General features: G+C 61.8%; 16 protein-coding genes and 1 other RNA gene. 3 read left to right on the plus strand and 14 right to left on the minus strand.

What is annotated here, in order from left to right:
- The 14 genes from murD to G9X68_RS21005 form a co-directional block, all read right to left on the minus strand.
- A complete protein-coding gene (murD, locus tag G9X68_RS20940; protein WP_171604065.1) occupies positions 1-1,413 on the minus strand; it encodes a UDP-N-acetylmuramoyl-L-alanine--D-glutamate ligase in 1,413 nt (470 codons plus the stop codon).
- Positions 1,414-1,420: 7 nt separating this feature from the next.
- Positions 1,421-2,521, minus strand: a complete 1,101-nt coding sequence (gene mraY, locus G9X68_RS20945) for a phospho-N-acetylmuramoyl-pentapeptide-transferase (protein ID WP_003541415.1) — start codon at positions 2,519-2,521, stop codon at positions 1,421-1,423.
- Positions 2,522-2,543: 22 nt separating this feature from the next.
- Positions 2,544-3,977 (minus strand): UDP-N-acetylmuramoylalanyl-D-glutamyl-2,6-diaminopimelate--D-alanyl-D-alanine ligase, encoded by a 1,434-nt coding sequence (locus tag G9X68_RS20950; protein ID WP_171604066.1) that lies wholly within the window; start codon positions 3,975-3,977, stop codon positions 2,544-2,546.
- The gene (locus G9X68_RS20955; RefSeq protein ID WP_171604067.1) at positions 3,974-5,494 is read right to left on the minus strand and encodes a UDP-N-acetylmuramoyl-L-alanyl-D-glutamate--2,6-diaminopimelate ligase; all 1,521 of its coding nucleotides are present in this window, start codon (positions 5,492-5,494) and stop codon (positions 3,974-3,976) included. The genes G9X68_RS20950 and G9X68_RS20955 overlap by 4 nt, the downstream gene beginning before the upstream one ends.
- A 6-nt stretch (positions 5,495-5,500) precedes the next feature.
- Positions 5,501-7,261 carry a peptidoglycan D,D-transpeptidase FtsI family protein gene (locus G9X68_RS20960; RefSeq protein ID WP_171604068.1) on the minus strand — a complete coding sequence of 587 codons (1,761 nt, stop codon included), beginning with the start codon at positions 7,259-7,261 and terminating at the stop codon, positions 5,501-5,503.
- Entirely contained in the window at positions 7,261-7,710 is a 450-nt protein-coding gene (gene ftsL / locus G9X68_RS20965) for a cell division protein FtsL (protein WP_171604069.1), read from the minus strand. Before ftsL ends, G9X68_RS20960 begins: the two co-directional genes overlap by 1 nt.
- Before the next feature lies 1 nt (position 7,711).
- Complete coding sequence (gene rsmH, locus G9X68_RS20970) at positions 7,712-8,737, minus strand: 16S rRNA (cytosine(1402)-N(4))-methyltransferase RsmH (RefSeq protein WP_171604070.1); 1,026 nt, start codon at positions 8,735-8,737, stop codon at positions 7,712-7,714.
- Positions 8,738-8,754: 17 nt separating this feature from the next.
- Complete coding sequence (gene mraZ, locus G9X68_RS20975) at positions 8,755-9,192, minus strand: division/cell wall cluster transcriptional repressor MraZ (protein ID WP_244956229.1); 438 nt, start codon at positions 9,190-9,192, stop codon at positions 8,755-8,757.
- Positions 9,193-9,607: 415 nt separating this feature from the next.
- Positions 9,608-10,005: RNase P RNA component class A (gene rnpB, locus G9X68_RS20980), an RNA gene on the minus strand.
- Between the two features lie 157 nt (positions 10,006-10,162).
- Entirely contained in the window at positions 10,163-11,338 is a 1,176-nt protein-coding gene (locus G9X68_RS20985) for an NAD(P)/FAD-dependent oxidoreductase (RefSeq protein WP_171604071.1), read from the minus strand.
- Between the two features lie 9 nt (positions 11,339-11,347).
- Entirely contained in the window at positions 11,348-12,532 is a 1,185-nt protein-coding gene (locus G9X68_RS20990) for an NAD(P)/FAD-dependent oxidoreductase (protein ID WP_171604072.1), read from the minus strand.
- An 81-nt stretch (positions 12,533-12,613) separates the two neighbouring features.
- Positions 12,614-13,234: a lytic transglycosylase domain-containing protein gene (locus G9X68_RS20995; RefSeq protein ID WP_171604073.1), complete on the minus strand. Its 621-nt coding sequence runs from the start codon at positions 13,232-13,234 to the stop codon at positions 12,614-12,616.
- Between the two features lie 261 nt (positions 13,235-13,495).
- Positions 13,496-14,257, minus strand: a complete 762-nt coding sequence (locus G9X68_RS21000; RefSeq protein ID WP_171604074.1) for an N-acetylmuramoyl-L-alanine amidase — start codon at positions 14,255-14,257, stop codon at positions 13,496-13,498.
- Complete coding sequence (locus tag G9X68_RS21005; RefSeq protein WP_171604075.1) at positions 14,254-14,961, minus strand: J domain-containing protein; 708 nt, start codon at positions 14,959-14,961, stop codon at positions 14,254-14,256. Before G9X68_RS21005 ends, G9X68_RS21000 begins: the two co-directional genes overlap by 4 nt.
- 409 nt (positions 14,962-15,370) lie before the next feature.
- Between G9X68_RS21005 and G9X68_RS21010 the strand changes: the two genes are divergently transcribed.
- The 3 genes from G9X68_RS21010 to G9X68_RS21020 all read left to right on the plus strand — a co-directional run bounded on the left by G9X68_RS21010 (position 15,371) and on the right by G9X68_RS21020 (position 18,342).
- Complete coding sequence (locus tag G9X68_RS21010; RefSeq protein WP_171604076.1) at positions 15,371-16,582, plus strand: pyrophosphate--fructose-6-phosphate 1-phosphotransferase; 1,212 nt, start codon at positions 15,371-15,373, stop codon at positions 16,580-16,582.
- Positions 16,583-16,639: 57 nt separating this feature from the next.
- Positions 16,640-17,275 carry a LysE family translocator gene (locus tag G9X68_RS21015; RefSeq protein WP_171604077.1) on the plus strand — a complete coding sequence of 212 codons (636 nt, stop codon included), beginning with the start codon at positions 16,640-16,642 and terminating at the stop codon, positions 17,273-17,275.
- A gap of 125 nt (positions 17,276-17,400) precedes the next feature.
- Positions 17,401-18,342 (plus strand): lytic transglycosylase domain-containing protein, encoded by a 942-nt coding sequence (locus G9X68_RS21020; RefSeq protein ID WP_171604078.1) that lies wholly within the window; start codon positions 17,401-17,403, stop codon positions 18,340-18,342.

Below are 18,342 nucleotides of genomic sequence, written 5' to 3' on the forward strand. Positions count from 1 at the left end.
TCATTTCTCTCCTGTTGCCGGACCGATCAGCATCGTAATCCCGTCAAGCGCCGCCACGTGGCCGACGAAGGCTTCGCCCCTGACTTCGAAGTTCTTATACTGGTCGAAGCTTGCGCAAGCCGGGGATAACATCACCGTAGAAGCAGCGGCCTCGTCGCGCTCCGCATCCGCTGCCGCATGCGCGACCGCCCGCTCCAGCGTGCCCGAGATCTCGTAAGGTACGGCCTCGCCGAGTGTCGCCGCGAACTCCGCCGCCGCCTCGCCGATCAGATAGGCCTTGGCGATGCGCGGGAAATAGGGCGCGAGCGTCGTAATGCCGCCGGCCTTCGGCAGGCCGCCGGCGATCCAGTAGATGCGATCATAGCTCGAAAGGGCCGGCGCCGCCGCATCGGCGTTGGTCGCCTTGGAATCGTTGACGAAGACGACGCGGCCGCGTCTGCCGACCGGCTGCATGCGGTGCTTGAGGCCAGGGAAGGAAGCAAGGCCGGCGCGGATGTCGTCGGCGGAAATCCCGACGGCGAGGCAGGCGGCGACGGCTGCAGCGGCGTTCTGCGCATTATGGCTGCCGCGCAGCGTCTGGATGCCGTCGAGATCGGCGAAGGGCAGGATGGCGCCGCCGGCGGCCTGGATGAGTTTGGTGCCCTCGGCATAGATGCCGTCGGCCAGAACGTTGCGGCGCGAAATACGGACCACCTTGACGCCTGCCCGCTCGACACGATCGGCAATCAGCGCCGAAAGGCTGTCGTCGACGCCGACGATCGCGACATCGCTGCCGGCGACCAGCCTTTCCTTGATATCGGCATAATGCTGCATGGTGCCGTGACGGTCGAGATGATCCGGCGTCAGGTTGAGCAGAATGCCGGCAGACGGGTCCAGCGTCGGCGCCAGATCGATCTGGTAGGAGGAGCATTCGACGACGTAATAACGCTCGGCCTTCGGCGGTTCGAGCGTCAGCACCGCAGTGCCGATATTGCCGCCGAGCTGCGTGTCGTAGCCGGCGGATTTCAGGATATGGGCGATCAGCGCCGTCGTGGTCGACTTGCCGTTGGTGCCGGTTATGGCGATGAAAGGGCAATCCGGCGCATGGGCGCGGCGCTCGCGCACGAAGAGTTCGACGTCGCCGACGATATCGACGCCGGCCGCTCGCGCAAGATCGACGGTCCAGTGCGGCTTCGGATGGGTGAGCGGCACGCCGGGCGACAGCACGAACAGCGCCTGCTGGCTCCAGTCGATGTTGTGCAGGTCTTCCGTCCTGATGCCTTCCGCAGCGGCCTTGGCGACACTGTCGGGATTGTCGTCCCAGGCGGTCACCTCGGCACCGCCTGATATCAGCGCCCGGGCGGTGGCAAAGCCGGAGCCGCCGAGCCCGAAGAGCGCGACCTTCCTGTCCTTGAGCGTCGTGACCGGGATCATTGCTGCCTCACCGGAGCTTCAACGTCGAAAGGCCGAGCATCGCAAGGCCGACGGCGACGATCCAGAAGCGGATCACCACCTGGCTCTCGGTCCAGCCCTTCTTTTCGAAGTGATGATGGATCGGCGCCATCAGGAAGACGCGCCGGCCGGTCATCTTGAAGAAACCGACCTGGATGATGACCGACAGCGTCTCGATGACGAAGAGGCCGCCGATGATTGCCATGACGATCTCGTGCTTGGTGGCGACGGCGACGGTGCCGATCGTGCCGCCGAGGGCCAGCGACCCGGTGTCGCCCATGAAGATGGCGGCCGGCGGTGCGTTGAACCAGAGAAAGCCGAGGCCCGCGCCGATGACGGCGCCGAGCACGACGGCAAGCTCGCCGGTGCCGGGCACGAAATTGATCTGCAGGTAGTTGGCAAACACCACGTTGCCGGCGAGATAGGCGATGACGCCGAAGGAGGCGGCGGCGATCATCACAGGCACGATGGCAAGCCCGTCGAGACCGTCGGTCAGGTTGACGGCATTGCCCGCGCCGACGATCACGAAGCCGCCGAAGACGACGAACATGATGCCGATATTGATCATGAAGTCCTTGAAGAAGGGAAAGGCGATCGAGGAGCCGAAGGTCGAGCCGGCAATCCCCGAAGCAAGGGCGGTGCGCATCATGAAATAGACGGCGATGCCGGCGATGACGAATTCGATACCGAGACGCGCCTTGCCGGAAAAGCCCATATGGCTCTGCTTGGTGACCTTGAGATAATCGTCGTAGAAGCCGATCGCGCCGAAGCCCAGCGTCACCAGCAGCGTGGCGACCACATAGACGTTGGAAAGATCGGCCCAGAGCAGCGACGCGCCGACGATGCCGGCCAGGATCATCAGCCCGCCCATGGTCGGCGTGCCGGCCTTTTTGAAATGCGTCTGCGGCCCGTCGGCGCGGATCGGCTGGCCCTTGCCCTGCCGGATGCGCAGCGAATTGATGATCGTCGGCCCGAACAGGAAGACGATCAGCGCTGAGGTGAAGAGGGCGGCCCCCGTGCGGAAGGTAATATATCTGAACAGGTTCAGAAATTTGAAATATTCCGACAGTTCGACAAGCCAGATCAGCATTCAGGGCCCCTTGTTTACCCGATCAAAATTCGCGTTGCGTGTCGGCAAATGGCGGGAACTTGTCAAGGAGCGCGGCGACGATCTTGCCGAAAGCGATGCCCAGAGACGATTTCACCATCAACACGTCGCCCGGCGCGACCGAGTTCAATACATAATCCGTCAATTCGTCCGTGTTCTCGCGATATTCGACATGGACGCTTTCCGGCAACGATTCCTTGAGCGCAGCCATCTCGGCTCCTGCGAGCCACACATGCTCGATGCCGGCAGCAAGCAGCGGCACGGCAAGGTCGGTATGGACCTTTTGCGCATACTCGCCCATTTCCAGCATGTCGCCGAGCACGGCGATACGGCGTCCGCGGCCGGTCGGCTCGGAGGCTGCCAGCAGCGCGATCGCCGCGCGCATCGAAGCCGGATTGGCATTGTAGCTCTCGTCGATCAGCGTGAAGCTGCCGCCGCCGATGACAAGCCGGTGGCGCTTGCCCCTACCCTTTTCCGGCCTCAGCGTCGCGAGCGCTTCGATCGCCTTCTGCATATCGGCGTCGACGATCCTGACGACGCCGAGCGCTGCGAGCGCATTCTCGGCGATATGGCGGCCAGGCGCGCCGAGCGCGACCTCCAGCGTCTCGCCGTCGATCGTCAGCCACAGCGTCGAATTCTCGTCGGAGCCGTTGAATTCTGCGAGCCGGAATTCGGCCTTGGCATGCTGTCCGAAAGAGTGGATATGCTCGATGCCGAGCGACTGCGCCGTGCGGTCGAGGAAATTGAACTGGTCATTGTCGCGGTTGAGCACGACATGCCCGCCGGGTTCGAGCCCCTCGAAGATCTCGGCCTTGGCGGCGGCAATTTCCTTGATGTTCTTGAAATTGCCGAGATGCGCCGGCGCGATCGTCGTGATGACGGCGACATCGGGACGGATCATCGCCACCAGCGGCCGGATCTCGCCGGGGTGGTTCATCCCGACTTCGAAGACGCCGTAATCCGTATCCTCAGGCATGCGCGCCAGCGTCAGCGGCACGCCCCAATGATTGTTGAAGGAGGCGACGGAGGCGTGCACCTTGCCGGAGGGCGACAGCACATGCCGCAGCATTTCCTTGGTAGTCGTCTTGCCGACCGATCCCGTCACCGCGATGATTCGGGCCCGCGAACGCTCGCGCGAGGCAAGGCCGAGCCGGCCAAGTGCCGCGAGCACGTCTTCCACAACGATCATCGGCACCGTCAGGCGGCCCATGGCGGGAAGCCTCGCCTCGCTGACAACGAGAAGGGAAGCGCCGTTCGCCATCGCCATCGAGGCGTAGTCGTGACCGTCGACGCGGTCGCCCTTGATCGCGAAGAAGGCTTGGCCTGGAGTAATCGAGCGGCTGTCGATGGAAATGCCGGTGATACCTTCGGGCAGCGTGCCGAAAGGGCGCCCTGCCATCGCTGCGATCATGTCTTCCGTCGTCCAGAGCCAGCTCAAGATTTCAACTCCTCCAAGGCCTTGCGCACCTCCGCATGATCGGAGAACGGCAGGGTGACGCCGCCGACCGTCTGCCCTTCCTCATGCCCCTTGCCGGCGACGATCAGCGTATCGCCGGATCTCAGCATGCCGACCGCCTCGCGGATCGCCATGGCGCGATCGGCGATTTCCGCGGCGCAGCTTGCCGCCGCCATGATCTCCGCCCGGATCGAGGCCGGTTCCTCAGAACGCGGATTATCGTCGGTGACGATAACGACGTCGGCAAGACGGCAGGCGATTTCGCCCATGATCGGCCGTTTGCCGCGGTCACGGTCGCCGCCGCAGCCGAAAACGACGATGACGCGGCCGGTGGTGAAAGGTCTGACCGAGCCCAGCACGTTTTCCAGCGCATCCGGCTTGTGGGCGTAGTCGACATAGGCGAGCGCGCCGTCTTTCGTATGGCCGACGAGTTCGAGACGGCCGGACGCGCCGACGAGCTTCTCGAGCGCGGCCATTGCAACCTTCGCCTCAACGCCGGTCGACATGGCAAGCCCTGCGGCGACCAGCGCGTTGGCCACCTGAAAATCGCCGGCCAACGGAATGTCCACCTCGAAGATCTCGCCGCCGATGTGGATCTCGGCCATCTGCTTGTGGCGGAAGTGCTCGACTCGCTTCAGCGTAAGGTAATCGCCCTTTCGCCCGACGGTACGAACATCGTGACCGGCATCGGTCGCGGCCTTGGTCGCCTGCGCCGACCACGGATCGTCGGCGAAGATCACCGCCGGCGAGCCCTTCGGCAACAGCGTATCGAAAAGCCGCATCTTGGCGGCCATGTAGGCCTCGACGGTCGGATGATAATCCATGTGGTCTCGGCCGAGATTGGTGAAGGCGGCGGCGGCAAGTCTAACACCGTCGAGCCGGAACTGGTCGAGACCGTGGCTGGAGGCTTCCATCGCGGCATGCGTCACGCCTTCTCCGGCGAGTTCCGCCAGCAGCTGGTGCAGAGACACCGGATCGGGCGTCGTCAGCGAGCCATATTCGTTGCGCGTCGGCGAGACGACGCCCGTCGTGCCGATCATTGCGGCCACGTGGCCCGCATACGCCCATATCTGCCGGGTGAAAGAAGCGACGGAGGTTTTGCCGGCCGTGCCGGTGACGGCGACCATAGTGTCGGGCTGCCTGCCGTGGAAACGCGCGGCGGCGATGGAAAGGAAACGGCGCGGCTCCTTGACCGCAAGCACGGGGATCGAAGCATCGACGGCTTGGGAGGCAATCGCGACGGCAGCGCCGCGGCCGGCGGCATCCGCGATGAAGCCTGCGCCGTCCGCCTTGGTGCCGGCGACCGCGACGAAGACATTGCCCGGCGCCACCTTGCGGCTATCCGAAGACAGGCCTGAAATATCAAGCAGGCCTGCCGGGCCTTCGAGCTGTGCTTCAAGTTCCGGAAACTGATCTCCGGCCAAGTCTCGCAATTTCATCGAATGCACTTTTCTCTCTTGAAGCCGGTTCACCCCTCGCGAATCGGCATCGATATTCATTCACACTCAATAAGACACCAGCAAGGCCGATCCGCCCTCCCCGAATTTCGGCTCGATGCCGAGAATAGGGGCCGCACGCCTAATGATCTCGCGGGCGATCGGGCCGGCGGTACCGGCGGAGATCGTTCCGCCATAGGCTTTCTCGCCGGTCTTCGGCTCGTCGCAGAAAGTGATCACGGCATATCTGGGATCGTTCATGGGGAATGCGGCGATGAAGGAATTGAAATTCAGGGTTGCCGAATAACGCCCGTTCACCACCTTGTCGGCCGTGCCGGTCTTGCTGCCGACGCCAAAGCCCGGCACGCGGGCGACACGCCCGGACCCCCTGTAGCCGTTGAAGTCGAGCAGATAGCGGATCTCGTCGCTGGTGGTCTTCTTGATTACCTGCGTGGCGATCTGATCGGCCTGTTCGCGTGTGCGCGGCAGGAATGTCGGCTCGATCAGCTTGCCGCCATTGACGAGAGCGGCAGCCGCCACCCCTGTCTGCAGCGCCGTCGTCGATACGCCATGGCCGAAGGAAATCGTGATCGAATTGATCTTCTTCCAGACGCGTGGCTGGCTCGGCATCTTCACTTCGGGCAACTCGGTCTGCATCTTCGTCAACAGGCCGAACTTGGTTAGGTAATCCTTCTGCGCGTCGATGCCGACGATGTCGATGACGCGCGCCGTACCGATATTCGAAGAATACTGAAAGATCTCGGGAACGGTCAGCCAACGGCGCTGCCCGTGAAAATCGTGGATGGTGAAGCCGCCGATATAGATCGATTTGCTGGCATCGAAACTGTCGGTCATCTTCACCTTGCCGCTATCGAGCGCCATGGCCAGCGAAAAGGTCTTGAAGGTCGAGCCCATTTCGAAGGTGCCGTTGGTCATCCGGTTGAGCCAACCCTCCTTGGCGCCTTCCTGCGGATCGTTCGGATCGAAATCCGGCGCCGATGCCATCGCCAGCACTTCTCCCGTATGCACGTCAATGACCGCGGCACCGGCGCCTTTGGCCTGGAAGTTGTTGACGGCGTTGACGACCGCGTCCCGAACGATGTTCTGCACGCGCAGGTCGATCGAAAGGCGCACCGACTCGAGCGGCTGGTCGCTGGTCATGCCGACGGAGGCGAGATCGGCAAGCCCCTGGTCGTCGATAAATTTCTCCATGCCGGCGACACCGCGGTTGTCGATGTTGACGTAACCGAGGATATGCGCGGCGGTCGCCCCGCCCGGATAGAAGCGGCGCTTCTCCGGCCGGAAGCCGATACCGGGAATGCCGAGCGCCAGGATCTGGCTCTGCTGCTTCGGCGTCAGTTGCCGGCGCAGCCAGGCGAAATGCGAGGTTTTGACCGAGAGCTTCTTATAAGTGTCCCTGACGTCGAGTTCGGGCAGCACTGTCGCGAGCTTCTCGACCGCCTCGTCGGCGTCGACGATCTTGTTCGGCTCGGCAAACAGCGAGACGGTGCGAATGTCGGTTGCCAGCACCTCGCCGTTGCGGTCTAGAATGTCGGGGCGGGAGGCCATCAACCGGTCGGGCGGCAGGATGCTGGAGACGACCTCCTGATCCTTCATCGCGTATTCGACGAGACGGCCGCCGATGACGGCGTAGACACCCATGAAGCCAAGGATCAGCAGGCCGACGCGGCTTTTTGCCTGCCCTGATTTCTTCTTGCGCGACCCCTCGATCGCCAGGCCGGCGGGGGAAGGACCGCCGAACCGGTTATAGACGCCGGCGGAGAAATGCGCCTGGCTCTTCAAAACCATGATGCGGGAAAGAAACGACATTATTCCTCCACCGAGCCGGTTTCGATCTGGTCTGCGTCTTCTGCCTCACCACGTGGCGCGGGCATCGGGATGGGCTGCACCTTGGCGGTGGCTTGCGCGCCCTTGGCGGTGTCTGGCGCGCCTTTGGCCTTTGCCCCCGTCACGTCAGGCACGGGAACCTCGGATTTCAGCATCGGCAGTTCCTTGGCATGCACGAGCGCCGTCGATTCCGTCGGCTGCAGCTTCAATTCTTCATTATAGGCCTTGACCAGCCGCTCCAGCCGGTTCGGCTGCGATTGCAGCGCCCAGTCGGCCTTGAGAAGGTCGATCGTGTCCTTCTCGAGCTTGATCTCGGCTTCGAGGCGATGAACCTCCTCGAGCTTCAATTCGGCGCGGTGCTTGATCGTGTAGGTCACGGCGGCGGTGGCCGTCATGACGCCGATGAGCACGAGATCGAACGTTTTCAGCATATCAACCTCCAAGCTTTCCGAGATTGGCAAGATTGGGAAACCCGAAGAGGGACATATCCGCTGCTTCGGCGGCGGCGTCCGTCCTCAGACCAGCGCGCAGCTTGGCGGAGCGGGCGCGCGGATTGATCTCCGCCTCCGCCTCGCTTGCCGAAACCATCGGCTTGCCGATCGCCGCAAAGGTTGCCGCCCGCTCATGCGCGATCGGCAGATGCCGCGAACCCGACGCCTTGCCGGCGCGGTCGGAGAAGAATTTCTTGACGATGCGGTCTTCGAGCGAATGAAAGGTGACTACGACAAGCCGACCGCCGGGCTTCAGCGCCGTTTCCGCCGCAAACAGCGCCTGCGCCAGTTCACCGAGCTCGTCGTTGACGAAGATGCGCAAGGCCTGGAAGACCCGCGTTGCCGGATGGATCTTGTCCTTCATCTTGCGCGGCGTGACGAGCTCGATAAGACCGGCGAGATCGCGTGTCGTTTCAAACGGCTTTTCGGCGCGGCGCTTCTCGATCGCATGGGCGATGCGCGGCGCCTGGCTTTCTTCGCCGAGAAAATGGAAGATGCGGATGAGATCGGCGACCTTGGCGCGATTGACGACATCGGCGGCCGAAACGCCTTCGGCCGACATGCGCATGTCGAGCGGCCCGCTCTTCTGGAAGGAGAAGCCGCGCTCGGCCTCATCGATCTGCATGGAGGAGACGCCGATATCGAGCACGACACCATCGAGCCCGCCCTGCGGCGCATGATCGGCGAGATGCGAGAATTGCGAGTGAACGAGCTTGAGATGACCGCCGTGGGCGGCGACCATTGCTTGACCAGCCGCAATCGCCGTGGGGTCGCGGTCGAGCGCGATCACCTCGGCGCCTGCCGCCAGGATGGCTGCGCTGTAACCGCCCGCACCGAATGTACCGTCGAGAATGAGTTTGCCGGAAGCCGGCGCCAAGGCCGCAAGGACTTCGTCGAGAAGAACAGGAACGTGACGAACCGGTCCGCCACCGGCATCAGTTGAACCTCCGCCAGGATTCGCCACCATTCCGTTCCCTCGTTCTTTCAGGAACGCTTGCCCGCCAGCTTGCGCTCCCCTCGTGCCTGCGCCTGTGCGGCCACAAAAGCCTGCGGCTGCCAGAGCTGAAAATGATCCGCCCGACCGACGAAGGTCACTTCGTCCGAGATGCCGGTAAAGCCACGAATGAAATCCGTGACCATCAGCCGCCCCTCGGCGTCGAGCTTCATGAAGACCCCGCCCCCATGAATGAGAAGCGACATCTCGTTCGCATCCGGCGAAAACGGATCCTCCGCAACAATCTGCCGTTCGAATCTTTCGAGAAGATCCGGACCGCCGATGCTGATCGCCGGAAACACAAAGTCCTGGAAGCAATAGAGCTCCTGGACGTTGCGCTGCGCCAGCACGGAACGGAAAGCCGAAGGCACGGAAACCCTGCCCTTGGCGTCGATCCTGTTGGTCGCGTTCGAAAGGAAGCGGCTCATGACACGAAACATCCGTTCCCGCAGGGATCCGGACGACAAAAACACGCCCGAAACTCCCGATATCAGGCACAGCTTCGCAAGCCGGATGAGCGAAAACCCCTCCGACGCTTCCGGAGAGGAAGACGCCTTTGCTTTGCGATGAATGGGCAGGTGATTGCCCTGGTGCAGTGCGCATTTGGGATAGCATGGGACCATATGGGCGTCAATGGGATACGCCCATCTTGCAATAGACGCATGATCAAAAATTTATAAGCCGTTAAGTTTAACAAAGGGTTAGCGTCGTCATTTTACGAATGACACGCATTGGTATCCCTGCACGAAAAATCCATCCACTGGATGCATAAACATCTGCTTGAAAACAACCGGTTTCAGCGACTTAAGGTGAAAATCCGGCTGACGCGCCGTTCAGATGTTAATCGCCAGTTGGCCTGTAAGCCGGGTTCTGTATGGCTCCGGCGTGAACCGGAACGTGGCAGCCATTCCTCTGGGACAGCGTTCGCACGCTGCCTCACGCAACCCACCCGGATGACTGGCCTGGAAACCAGCCGGAAGGCCTTTCGGCCTACCGCGTCATCCCTATTCGGTCTTGCTCCCGGTGGGGTTTACCGTGCCATCTCCGTTGCCGGAGATGCGGTGGGCTCTTACCCCACCCTTTCACCCTTACCTGTCATGACAGGCGGTTTGCTTTCTGTGGCACTTTCCCTGAGGTCGCCCTCGCCGGACGTTATCCGGCACCGTGTTTCCGTGGAGCCCGGACTTTCCTCACCCTACCGCCTTTCGGCATTGGTAAAGCGCGGCTGCCCAGCCAACTGGCAGGGCTCCCATAAACGAGAGAGATCGCAATTGCTATCGAAATAAATGATATCGCTCAGAGTAATTCCAGCAAAACTGCGCAGCGGTTTTGTGTCCGGAATTGCGCAAGAACAAAAACAGGGAGCACCTCCGTGATTCGGAGAAAAACGGAAATGCTTTAGCGAAATTGCGGTGTGAAATCCGTCGAGTAGCCCTGTTCGCTGATTCCGCCCGACAAAAGCAGCTCGGCCCCAAGCCGACCGATTTCGTCCGAGCTCTTGGCCGACGTCCCGGCGCAGCCCGTCAGCACCGCGATCTCGGGCGATGAGCTATAGCCGATCATCGGATAGCCGCTTTCCGTATGCGACACGACGCAGGCGGCCGTCGAAATCGAAAGCGGCACCATATTGGGCACAAGACCTTCAACGATGCGTTTGAGATGCGCGCGCACCGTATCGCGCCCCTCGGTCTTGAACCAGGCGCGCATTTCCGTGTCGTCGCTGAGCGCCAGATCGTCTGGATCGCCGCCGATCTTCAGGTAGAATTTGCCGTCGGGATACCGGATCGGCGGTAGCAGATAGATATCGATGCCGGGTGCCCGGAGAATGAGCGACGGCATCGCGGCCAGCCGCGGCGCGTCGGCTTCGCTTACCTCGAAAAGCGTCACGGTACGGGCATAAACCGTCATGGCAACGGGCTGCGGCAACAGATTCTTCGCAATGGAAAATCCGCCTGCTGCCAGCAGCACCTTTTCAGCACGATGGGTCAGGCCACCGGCCGTCTCGACGACGGCCGATCCACCTTCGCTGCGGATCGAGACGACATGATCGCGGATGACTGTGGCGCCTGCCTTTTCCGCCAGCAGCGATTGGGCTTTCACAAGCTTGCGCGGACTGATGTGGCCGGCCCCCCTCGCCTCGAAGACGCCCGCGCCCCCATTGGGAAAGGCGAAGAAGGGAAAGGCGGCTTTCAGCCCCTGCTCGTCGAGCAGGCTGGTCTCGACGCCGAGCGAAACGGCGGCCTCTCGGGTTCTCTCGAGATAATCGCCCCCGGTCGGCGCGACGACGACGCAGCCGACCTCGCGATAGAAATCGATGCCGCTGTCGCGGGCGATCTCGCCATAGCGGTCGATCGAGCGGTTGGCGAGCAGTGCCCAATTGCGGTCGGGATCGATGGTGCGAGTGATGCGCCCCTCGTCATAATGGCTGGCGAAGACGCCCTGATGCGCCTTGCGGTCATCAGGCTCGTCCGGACCGATCACCGCGACACCGTCCGCTTGGCGCGCCAGATGCCGCGCCGCCGCCGCCCCCATCAGCCCGCGGCCGACGACGATATATTTGAAATCGACTGCCATAGTGTCCTCTCAAGCGAAAACGGGTGTCAGTTCACGGCCGAAATCCTGATCACCGAGCCGTCCTTCCGCCAGAAGCACGGCCCCTAAGCGGCCGAGTTCGTCTGAGGATTTGGCTGCGACGAAATTGCCGCCGGTCAGCACCGCGATGCGCGGCGACTGCGTAAATCCGGCATAGGGATAACCGGTCGGCGTGAAATTCGCCACGCAGGGCGCCGAGGTGACCGGGCAGCCGGCAAGCCCCGGCATCAGCTGCAGGGCGACGCGCGAGAGATGATCGCGCTCGGCAGCATTGCCGTCGGAACGGAACCACGCCCCGGCATCCTCAAGCCTGCCGAAGGAAAGCGCCTCGGTGTCGCCACCGAGTTTCAGATAGGTCTTGCCGTCGGGATAACGCACCGGCGGCAGGATATAGATGTGATCCTCTTCCCGGTCACCGAGCACGATCGTCGACGGCATATCGCCGAAGATCGCCATCTCGCGTTCGCCGATCTCATAGAAGGCGACCGTGCGCGCCATGACCCTGATATCGACGGGACGCGGCAGCAGGGCATGGAAATTACTGAAACCGCCGGCGGCGACCAGCACGCGCTCGGCACTGTAGATTTTGTCGCCAGCCATCACCTCGACATGGGAGCCCGCATCGCGCACCGATGTCGCGGTCGCCTCGACCAGCGAGACGCCGCCCTGTTCGGCAAGCTTGGCCTGCGCCCGCACCAGCGCCCGCGGGTTTATGTAGCCGGCGCGCGTGCGTTCGAAATATCCTGTGAAATCAGGATCGACGTGAACATAGGGAAAGCGTCCGCCGAGTTCCGACGGTGCGATGGTCTCGATATCGCTGCCGAGGGTCCGGCTGACGGTCAGCGCCCTTTCGATATAGTCCTGCTCGTCCTTCTCAGGACCGGCAAAGAGGCAGCCGACCTCCGAATAGAAGGAGATGCCGCTCTTTGCCTCGATCTCGCGATAGCGGTCGAGCGCGCGAGCGGCGAAGGTCCCCCAGCCAAGACTGCCATCGAAGGTGCGGGTGATGCGCGCTTCGTCGTAGTGGCTGGCGAAGACGCCGTGATGGGCCTTGCGCTCTTCCGGCTCGCGCGGGCCGATCAGCGCGATGCCGTCGGCCATCGAGGAGAGATGCCGTGCGGCGGCTGCACCCATCATGCCGCGTCCGATGATGATGAACCTGAAATCGACTGCCATATCCCACCTCGCTAAATTCCAGCGATACCATGGCAATCATCTTGAATCATCCAGCTCTTGTCAGGGATAAGCGCTTCAGGCTCAGAGCATTGCCAGAACCTTGCCGCAATAGGACTTGGACACCGGGTTCATGCGCTTGGCGCCATGACCGGCATTGTATTTGAGGATGGTGTTGCAGGTCTCGCCACCACCGAGATCATGGGCGGCGGCCAGATATTTCATGCCGTACTTGATGTTGGTTTCCGGATCGAACAGGCCCTTGGCGCTGCCGGAATAGCCCATCATGCGGGCGGTTGCAGGCTTTATTTGCATCAGGCCGATTTCACCGTGGCTGCCGCGTGCATTCGGATTGAAATTGCTTTCGATGCGGATGACCGCGGTCGCAAGCGCAACCGGTACATCATATTGGCTCGCATATTTGCTGATCAGTGCGGAATAGGAATTGCCGGAAGCATTGGCGACGGGATAACCGCTCTGGCGCTCCACTGTCTTCAGCGGGCGTTCCGCCGTCTTGAGCGGACGCTTCGCCGGCTTGACCGCACGCTCCGCTTTCTTCAACGGACGCTCTGTCTTCTTCGCAGGACGCTCGACTTTCTTCACCGGCACATCAGCTCGCACACCCCAATCATTCGCAAAGGCAAAGCTATTTCCGGCCAGCACCATGCCAACGCATGTTGCAGCAACAACAATCAGTTTTCTCATGTAGTCTTGAACACTCCGACCCAAAGAATTACCGGACCGCGCGCCTCGCTGTCATAATGAATACCAGATCAAGGATAGATCAGGATTCTCGGTAATTCTTATCGTTTCACATAACGCCCGTGGTTTAACTCGAAAACAACCCCGAGCCCCGCTTGGCGACGTTCTTAGACCATCGCAATGAGGAGATAATAGGGAAATGATGTGGCAGGCCGAATTTCGCGCTGCAGTGCGAAATTCGGCGTTTCAGTAATTGCCGAGGAATCAGGAATAACGCGGCAACGCCGACAGCAGCCGGTGCAACGTGTCGATCGTCGAGAAATCGGCGATGCCATCTATCCGTTCGGGCCGAAAATGGCGCTGGAAAGCTTCGACGTCGCCCGCCGTTTTTTCCGAGAATTCGCCTGTGATTTCAGTGGCGTAACCATAAAGCGACAGCATCGACTGCAGCGCTTCCACAGGTTGGCCGGTATCGCCGCGCTGGAAGAAGCGCCCGCCGGTGATCGTTGCCGGCTCGACCCAGTGCCCGATGCCTGCTTGGTGGAGCGCGGCCCAGGGGAATTTCTCGCCCGGATCGACCTTGCGGATCGGGGCAACATCGGAATGCCCAAGCACCCGTTCCGGCGTGATCGACCAACGTTTGACACAGTCGCGACACAATTCGATCACCGCGGCGATCTGCTCTTTCGGATAATCAGGAAGCCCGCCGGGATGGCCGGCATTGGCGATCTCGATGCCGATCGACAGCGAATTGATATCGGTCTCGCCGTGCCAGCTGCTTTTTCCCGCATGCCAGGCACGCCGCATTTCCGGCACGAGTTGCACGACCTCGCCATTCTCATGCACGAAATAATGGCTGGAAACCTGGCTCTCGGCGCGACAGAGCCAGTCGAGCGCGCCATCTGCCGTCGGCATGCCGGTATAGTGCAGCAGGATCATGTCGGGACGGCGCCCGTCCGCCCGCTCGCCATGGTTCGGCGAAGGCTGCACGCGGGCGCTTCTGCAGTCGGCCTCGAAAGAGGTCATGCGGCGCGGCGTTCCTTCTCGATCGCCTCGTAGGCCGCGTTCAGCGCCGCCATGCGCTCATTGGCGATCATATGGAATTCCTTCGGCACGCCGCGCGAGATCAGCCGGTCGGGATGATGTTCGCTGACGAGGCCGTGGTAGCGGCGGCGGATGGTCGGGAAATCATCCGAAGGCGAGACGCCGAGCACCTTGTAGGGATCGCCGCCGGACGAGACATGGCGGGCGGCGATCTGCTCGAAGCGGGTCTCGCTCATCTGGAAGATCTCGCCGATATGGCCCAGGAAATTCAGTTCCTTCTCGTGGATCAGCCCGTCGGCCTTGGCGATGTGGAAGAGCCCGTCGAGCACGTCTTCCAGCACCGGGCAATTGGCCGCACAGGTAACGCAGAGCGTGGAGAGCCGTTCGGCATAGGCTTCGTAGCCGGCGACGTCCTGCCGCGCGAGGTTGTAAAGCCTGGCGACATTCTTGGCCTGATCCTCAGGGAATTCGAAGATTTCGCGGAAGGCTTGGACCTCCTTCTCGCTGACGATGCCATCGGCCTTGGCCATCTTGGCCGACAGCGCGATGATCGCGACCGAGAAAGCCACCTTACGCCGGGTCTCGGGATCGCCTTCAAAAACCGTCCGGATAGCCTCGACCACCGCAGACAGCGCATTACCTGCGGTATTGCCAATGGCATTCAACAGTTTTTCCCAGAAGGACATCGAAAATCTCACACACGTGTCAACTTATAGAGAAACAGCTTGACCAAAGAATCGCAGCCTTTGCAAGGCGACTATTCGTCGTAGAGCCGAACACAGTTTTCACGATTTGGTAATTGTCGCACCGCAGCAAACGATTCATCACGCCCGCTTTCATCTCGCGTGAGCGCATGGCCGGCGGTCACCGCCATTGCTCGGGCAATGGATTCTGGTGCGCGCAGCGGAAATTTCCACGGCAGTTCCCGACAAGCAGACCCGGGTTGAAACGATTATATCAGCACTTCGCGTCGCCTTTGCGGTCCAACACGGCAGAAACGCGCATTTTTCGTAAATTCTTTACTTTACAGGGCCCTTTCCCTGCCGCATCCATGCGCTAGCTAACGCTGCCGCACCGAAACACCTAGGAGGGATCATGGCCAAACAGAAAGTCGCAATGCTGACCGCCGGAGGCCTGGCGCCCTGTCTTTCGTCCGCCGTCGGCGGCCTCATCGAACGCTATAGCGACGTCGCGCCCGAGCTCGAAATCGTCGCTTACAAGTCAGGCTACCAGGGTGTCCTCCTCGGCGACAGCATCGAGATCACCCGCGCGATGCGCGAAAAGGCGCCGCTGCTGCACCGCTATGGTGGCTCGCCGATCGGCAACAGCCGCGTCAAGCTCACCAATGCCGCCGACTGCGTCAAGCGCGGCCTGGTCAAGGAAGGCGAGAACCCGCTGCGGGTCGCCGCCGAACGCCTCGCCAATGACGGCATCACCATTCTCCACACGATCGGCGGCGACGACACCAATACCACGGCCGCCGACCTTGCCGCCTACCTTGCCGCCAACGGCTACGATCTCACCGTCGTCGGCCTGCCGAAGACTGTCGACAATGACGTCGTGCCGATCCGCCAGTCGCTCGGCGCCTGGACGGCCGCCGAAGTCGGCGCGCATTTCTTCGACAATGTCGGCAACGAGCAGACGGCCGCCCCCCGCACCCTCGTCATCCATGAAGTCATGGGCCGCCATTGCGGCTGGCTGACGGCCGCCACCGCCCGCGCGTATCTGCAGCGCACCAGCCGCAACCAGTATGTCGACGGCCTGATGATGGACGCGCACCTGAAGAGTATCGACGCCGTCTACCTGCCTGAGATGGCCTTCGACCTCGACGCCGAGGCAGCCCGCCTGAAGGAAAGCATGGACCGCAACGGCCACGCCACGGTCTTCGTCTCGGAAGGCGCCTGCCTCGACGCCATCGTCGCCGAGCGCGAAGCCGCCGGCGAGACCGTCAAGCGCGATGCTTTCGGCCATGTGAAGATCGACACGATCAATGTCGGCGCCTGGTTCCAGAAGCAGTTCGCCAATCTGCTCGGCGCCGAGCGTTCCCTGGTGCAGAAATCAGGCTATTTCGCCCGCTCGGCGCCGGCCAACGGCGACGATCTCAGGCTGATCCAGAGCATGGTCGATCTCGCCGTCGAAAGCGCGCTCAATAAGGTCTCCGGCGTCACCGGCCATGATGAAGGCCAGAACGGTAAATTGCGCACTATAGAATTCCCGCGCATCAAGGGCGGCAAGGCTTTTGACCTTTCGACGGCATGGTTTGCCGAAGTCATGGACAATATAGGCCAGAAATACAAAGAAGCGTGATTGACGGATGGTTAATATGGTGTCTTTGCTTGTTCCTGAGGAATAGGAGGAGACACCATGTCACTTGAAGCTTGGCTCGCTTTTGCGGCCGCATCCGCCATCATGCTGGCCATACCGGGGCCGACGATACTGCTCGTCGTTTCCTATGCGCTCGGTCATGGGCGCAGGACGGCGTTCGCGACGGTGGGCGGCGTGGCGCTGGGTGACTTCACGGCGATGACGGCTTCTCTCTTCGGTCTCGGCGCCGTCCTGGCGGCTTCCGCGACCCTCTTCACCGTCTTGAAGTGGATCGGCGGCGCCTACCTGATCTGGCTGGGAATCAAGCTCTGGCGGGCTCCCATCATCGGCGAACCGGTTGCCGACAACGACAACCTGCCGGAGGAGAAGTCGCGCAAGATCTTCCTCCACGCCTATGTCGTCACCGCCCTCAATCCGAAGAGCATCATCTTCTTCGTCGCCTTCGTGCCGCAGTTCCTCAATCCGGCCCTGCCCTTCGTCGGGCAGATGGCGATCATGGAAGCGACCTTCCTCGTGCTGGCGATCCTCAACGCTTCCACCTACGCCTTTCTCGCCCATAGCGCGCGCGGACTGATTCGCAAGGCGAGCATCCAGCGCGCGGTAAACCGAACCGGAGGCACTCTGCTGATTGCTGCAGGGACCGTAACGGCGGGATATCGCCGTATTGCCGCGTAGAAATATTCCGAAATATTCCGTGGTTGCCGGAATGCCACGAATAGGTTAATGGGGTCACCAGGGCTTAAGGCTTTTGGTAACTTTTATACGCTGCCGGGGCGGCGCGATTTCACGAAAGTGGCGGAATGGTAGCGATCGGATTATCCGGCCTGAAACGCAGTCTTGTCGTCTCGACGATACTCTGCGGCGTGATGACGGGATGTACGAGCGTCGAACACACATCGCAGGCCGAACTGACAGCCGCCCAGACCGTCGTGCCCATGCCGAAACCCGGCGAAGATGCAACACTCGCCGCGATCCCGACAGCCGAAGGCGCGGCCGGTCAGGTGGTTGCAGGCGCCATCATTCCCCAGGCATCCCCCTCCCTGACCGCAACGGCGATGCCGGCCGTGACAGCCTCCCAGCCTGGCGATCTTCCCATGCAGGCAGGCATGCAGCCGGCAGCCTATGCCCAGATCCCGCTGACGCCCGAGATGACGGCGATCCAGTCCGTCGTGCCGACGCCGCGTCCGGGAACGCCGGCACAGCCGACGACGCAGCTTGCCTTTGCCGCGACACCGCAAAACAGCGCGCTTGCAGCACTTGCCGCCGTCGACACCACGCCGCGCGCTAGCATGGACTACGGTTTCGACGAATCCGGGCCGATCGATCCGCCGACCGCGCCCCCGATGTTCAGCGACGACGACAAAGACGATGCGCCGACCGTCGAGAAGAGCTTTGTCACCAAGCTCATCCAGAAATATTCGAAAATCTACGAAATTCCCGAGACCCTGCTCCATCGCGTCGTCCACCGCGAGAGCCGCTATAATGCGAAGGCCTACAACAAGCGCGGCTATTTCGGCCTGATGCAGATCAAGTACAACACTGCCAAGTCCATGGGCTACGACGGTGCCCCGGGCGGCCTCTTCGATGCCGAGACCAACATCAAATATGCCGCGAAATATCTGCGCGGCGCTTGGCTCGTCTCCGACAGCAAGGAAGACGACGCCGTTCGCCTCTATGCCCGTGGCTATTATTACGACGCCAAGCGCAAGGGCATGACCGACATCGCCCAGGGTAACTATTGA

Source organism: Rhizobium changzhiense, assembly GCF_013087625.1.
In the GTDB taxonomy this organism is placed as follows: Bacteria; Pseudomonadota; Alphaproteobacteria; order Rhizobiales; family Rhizobiaceae; genus Rhizobium; species Rhizobium sophorae.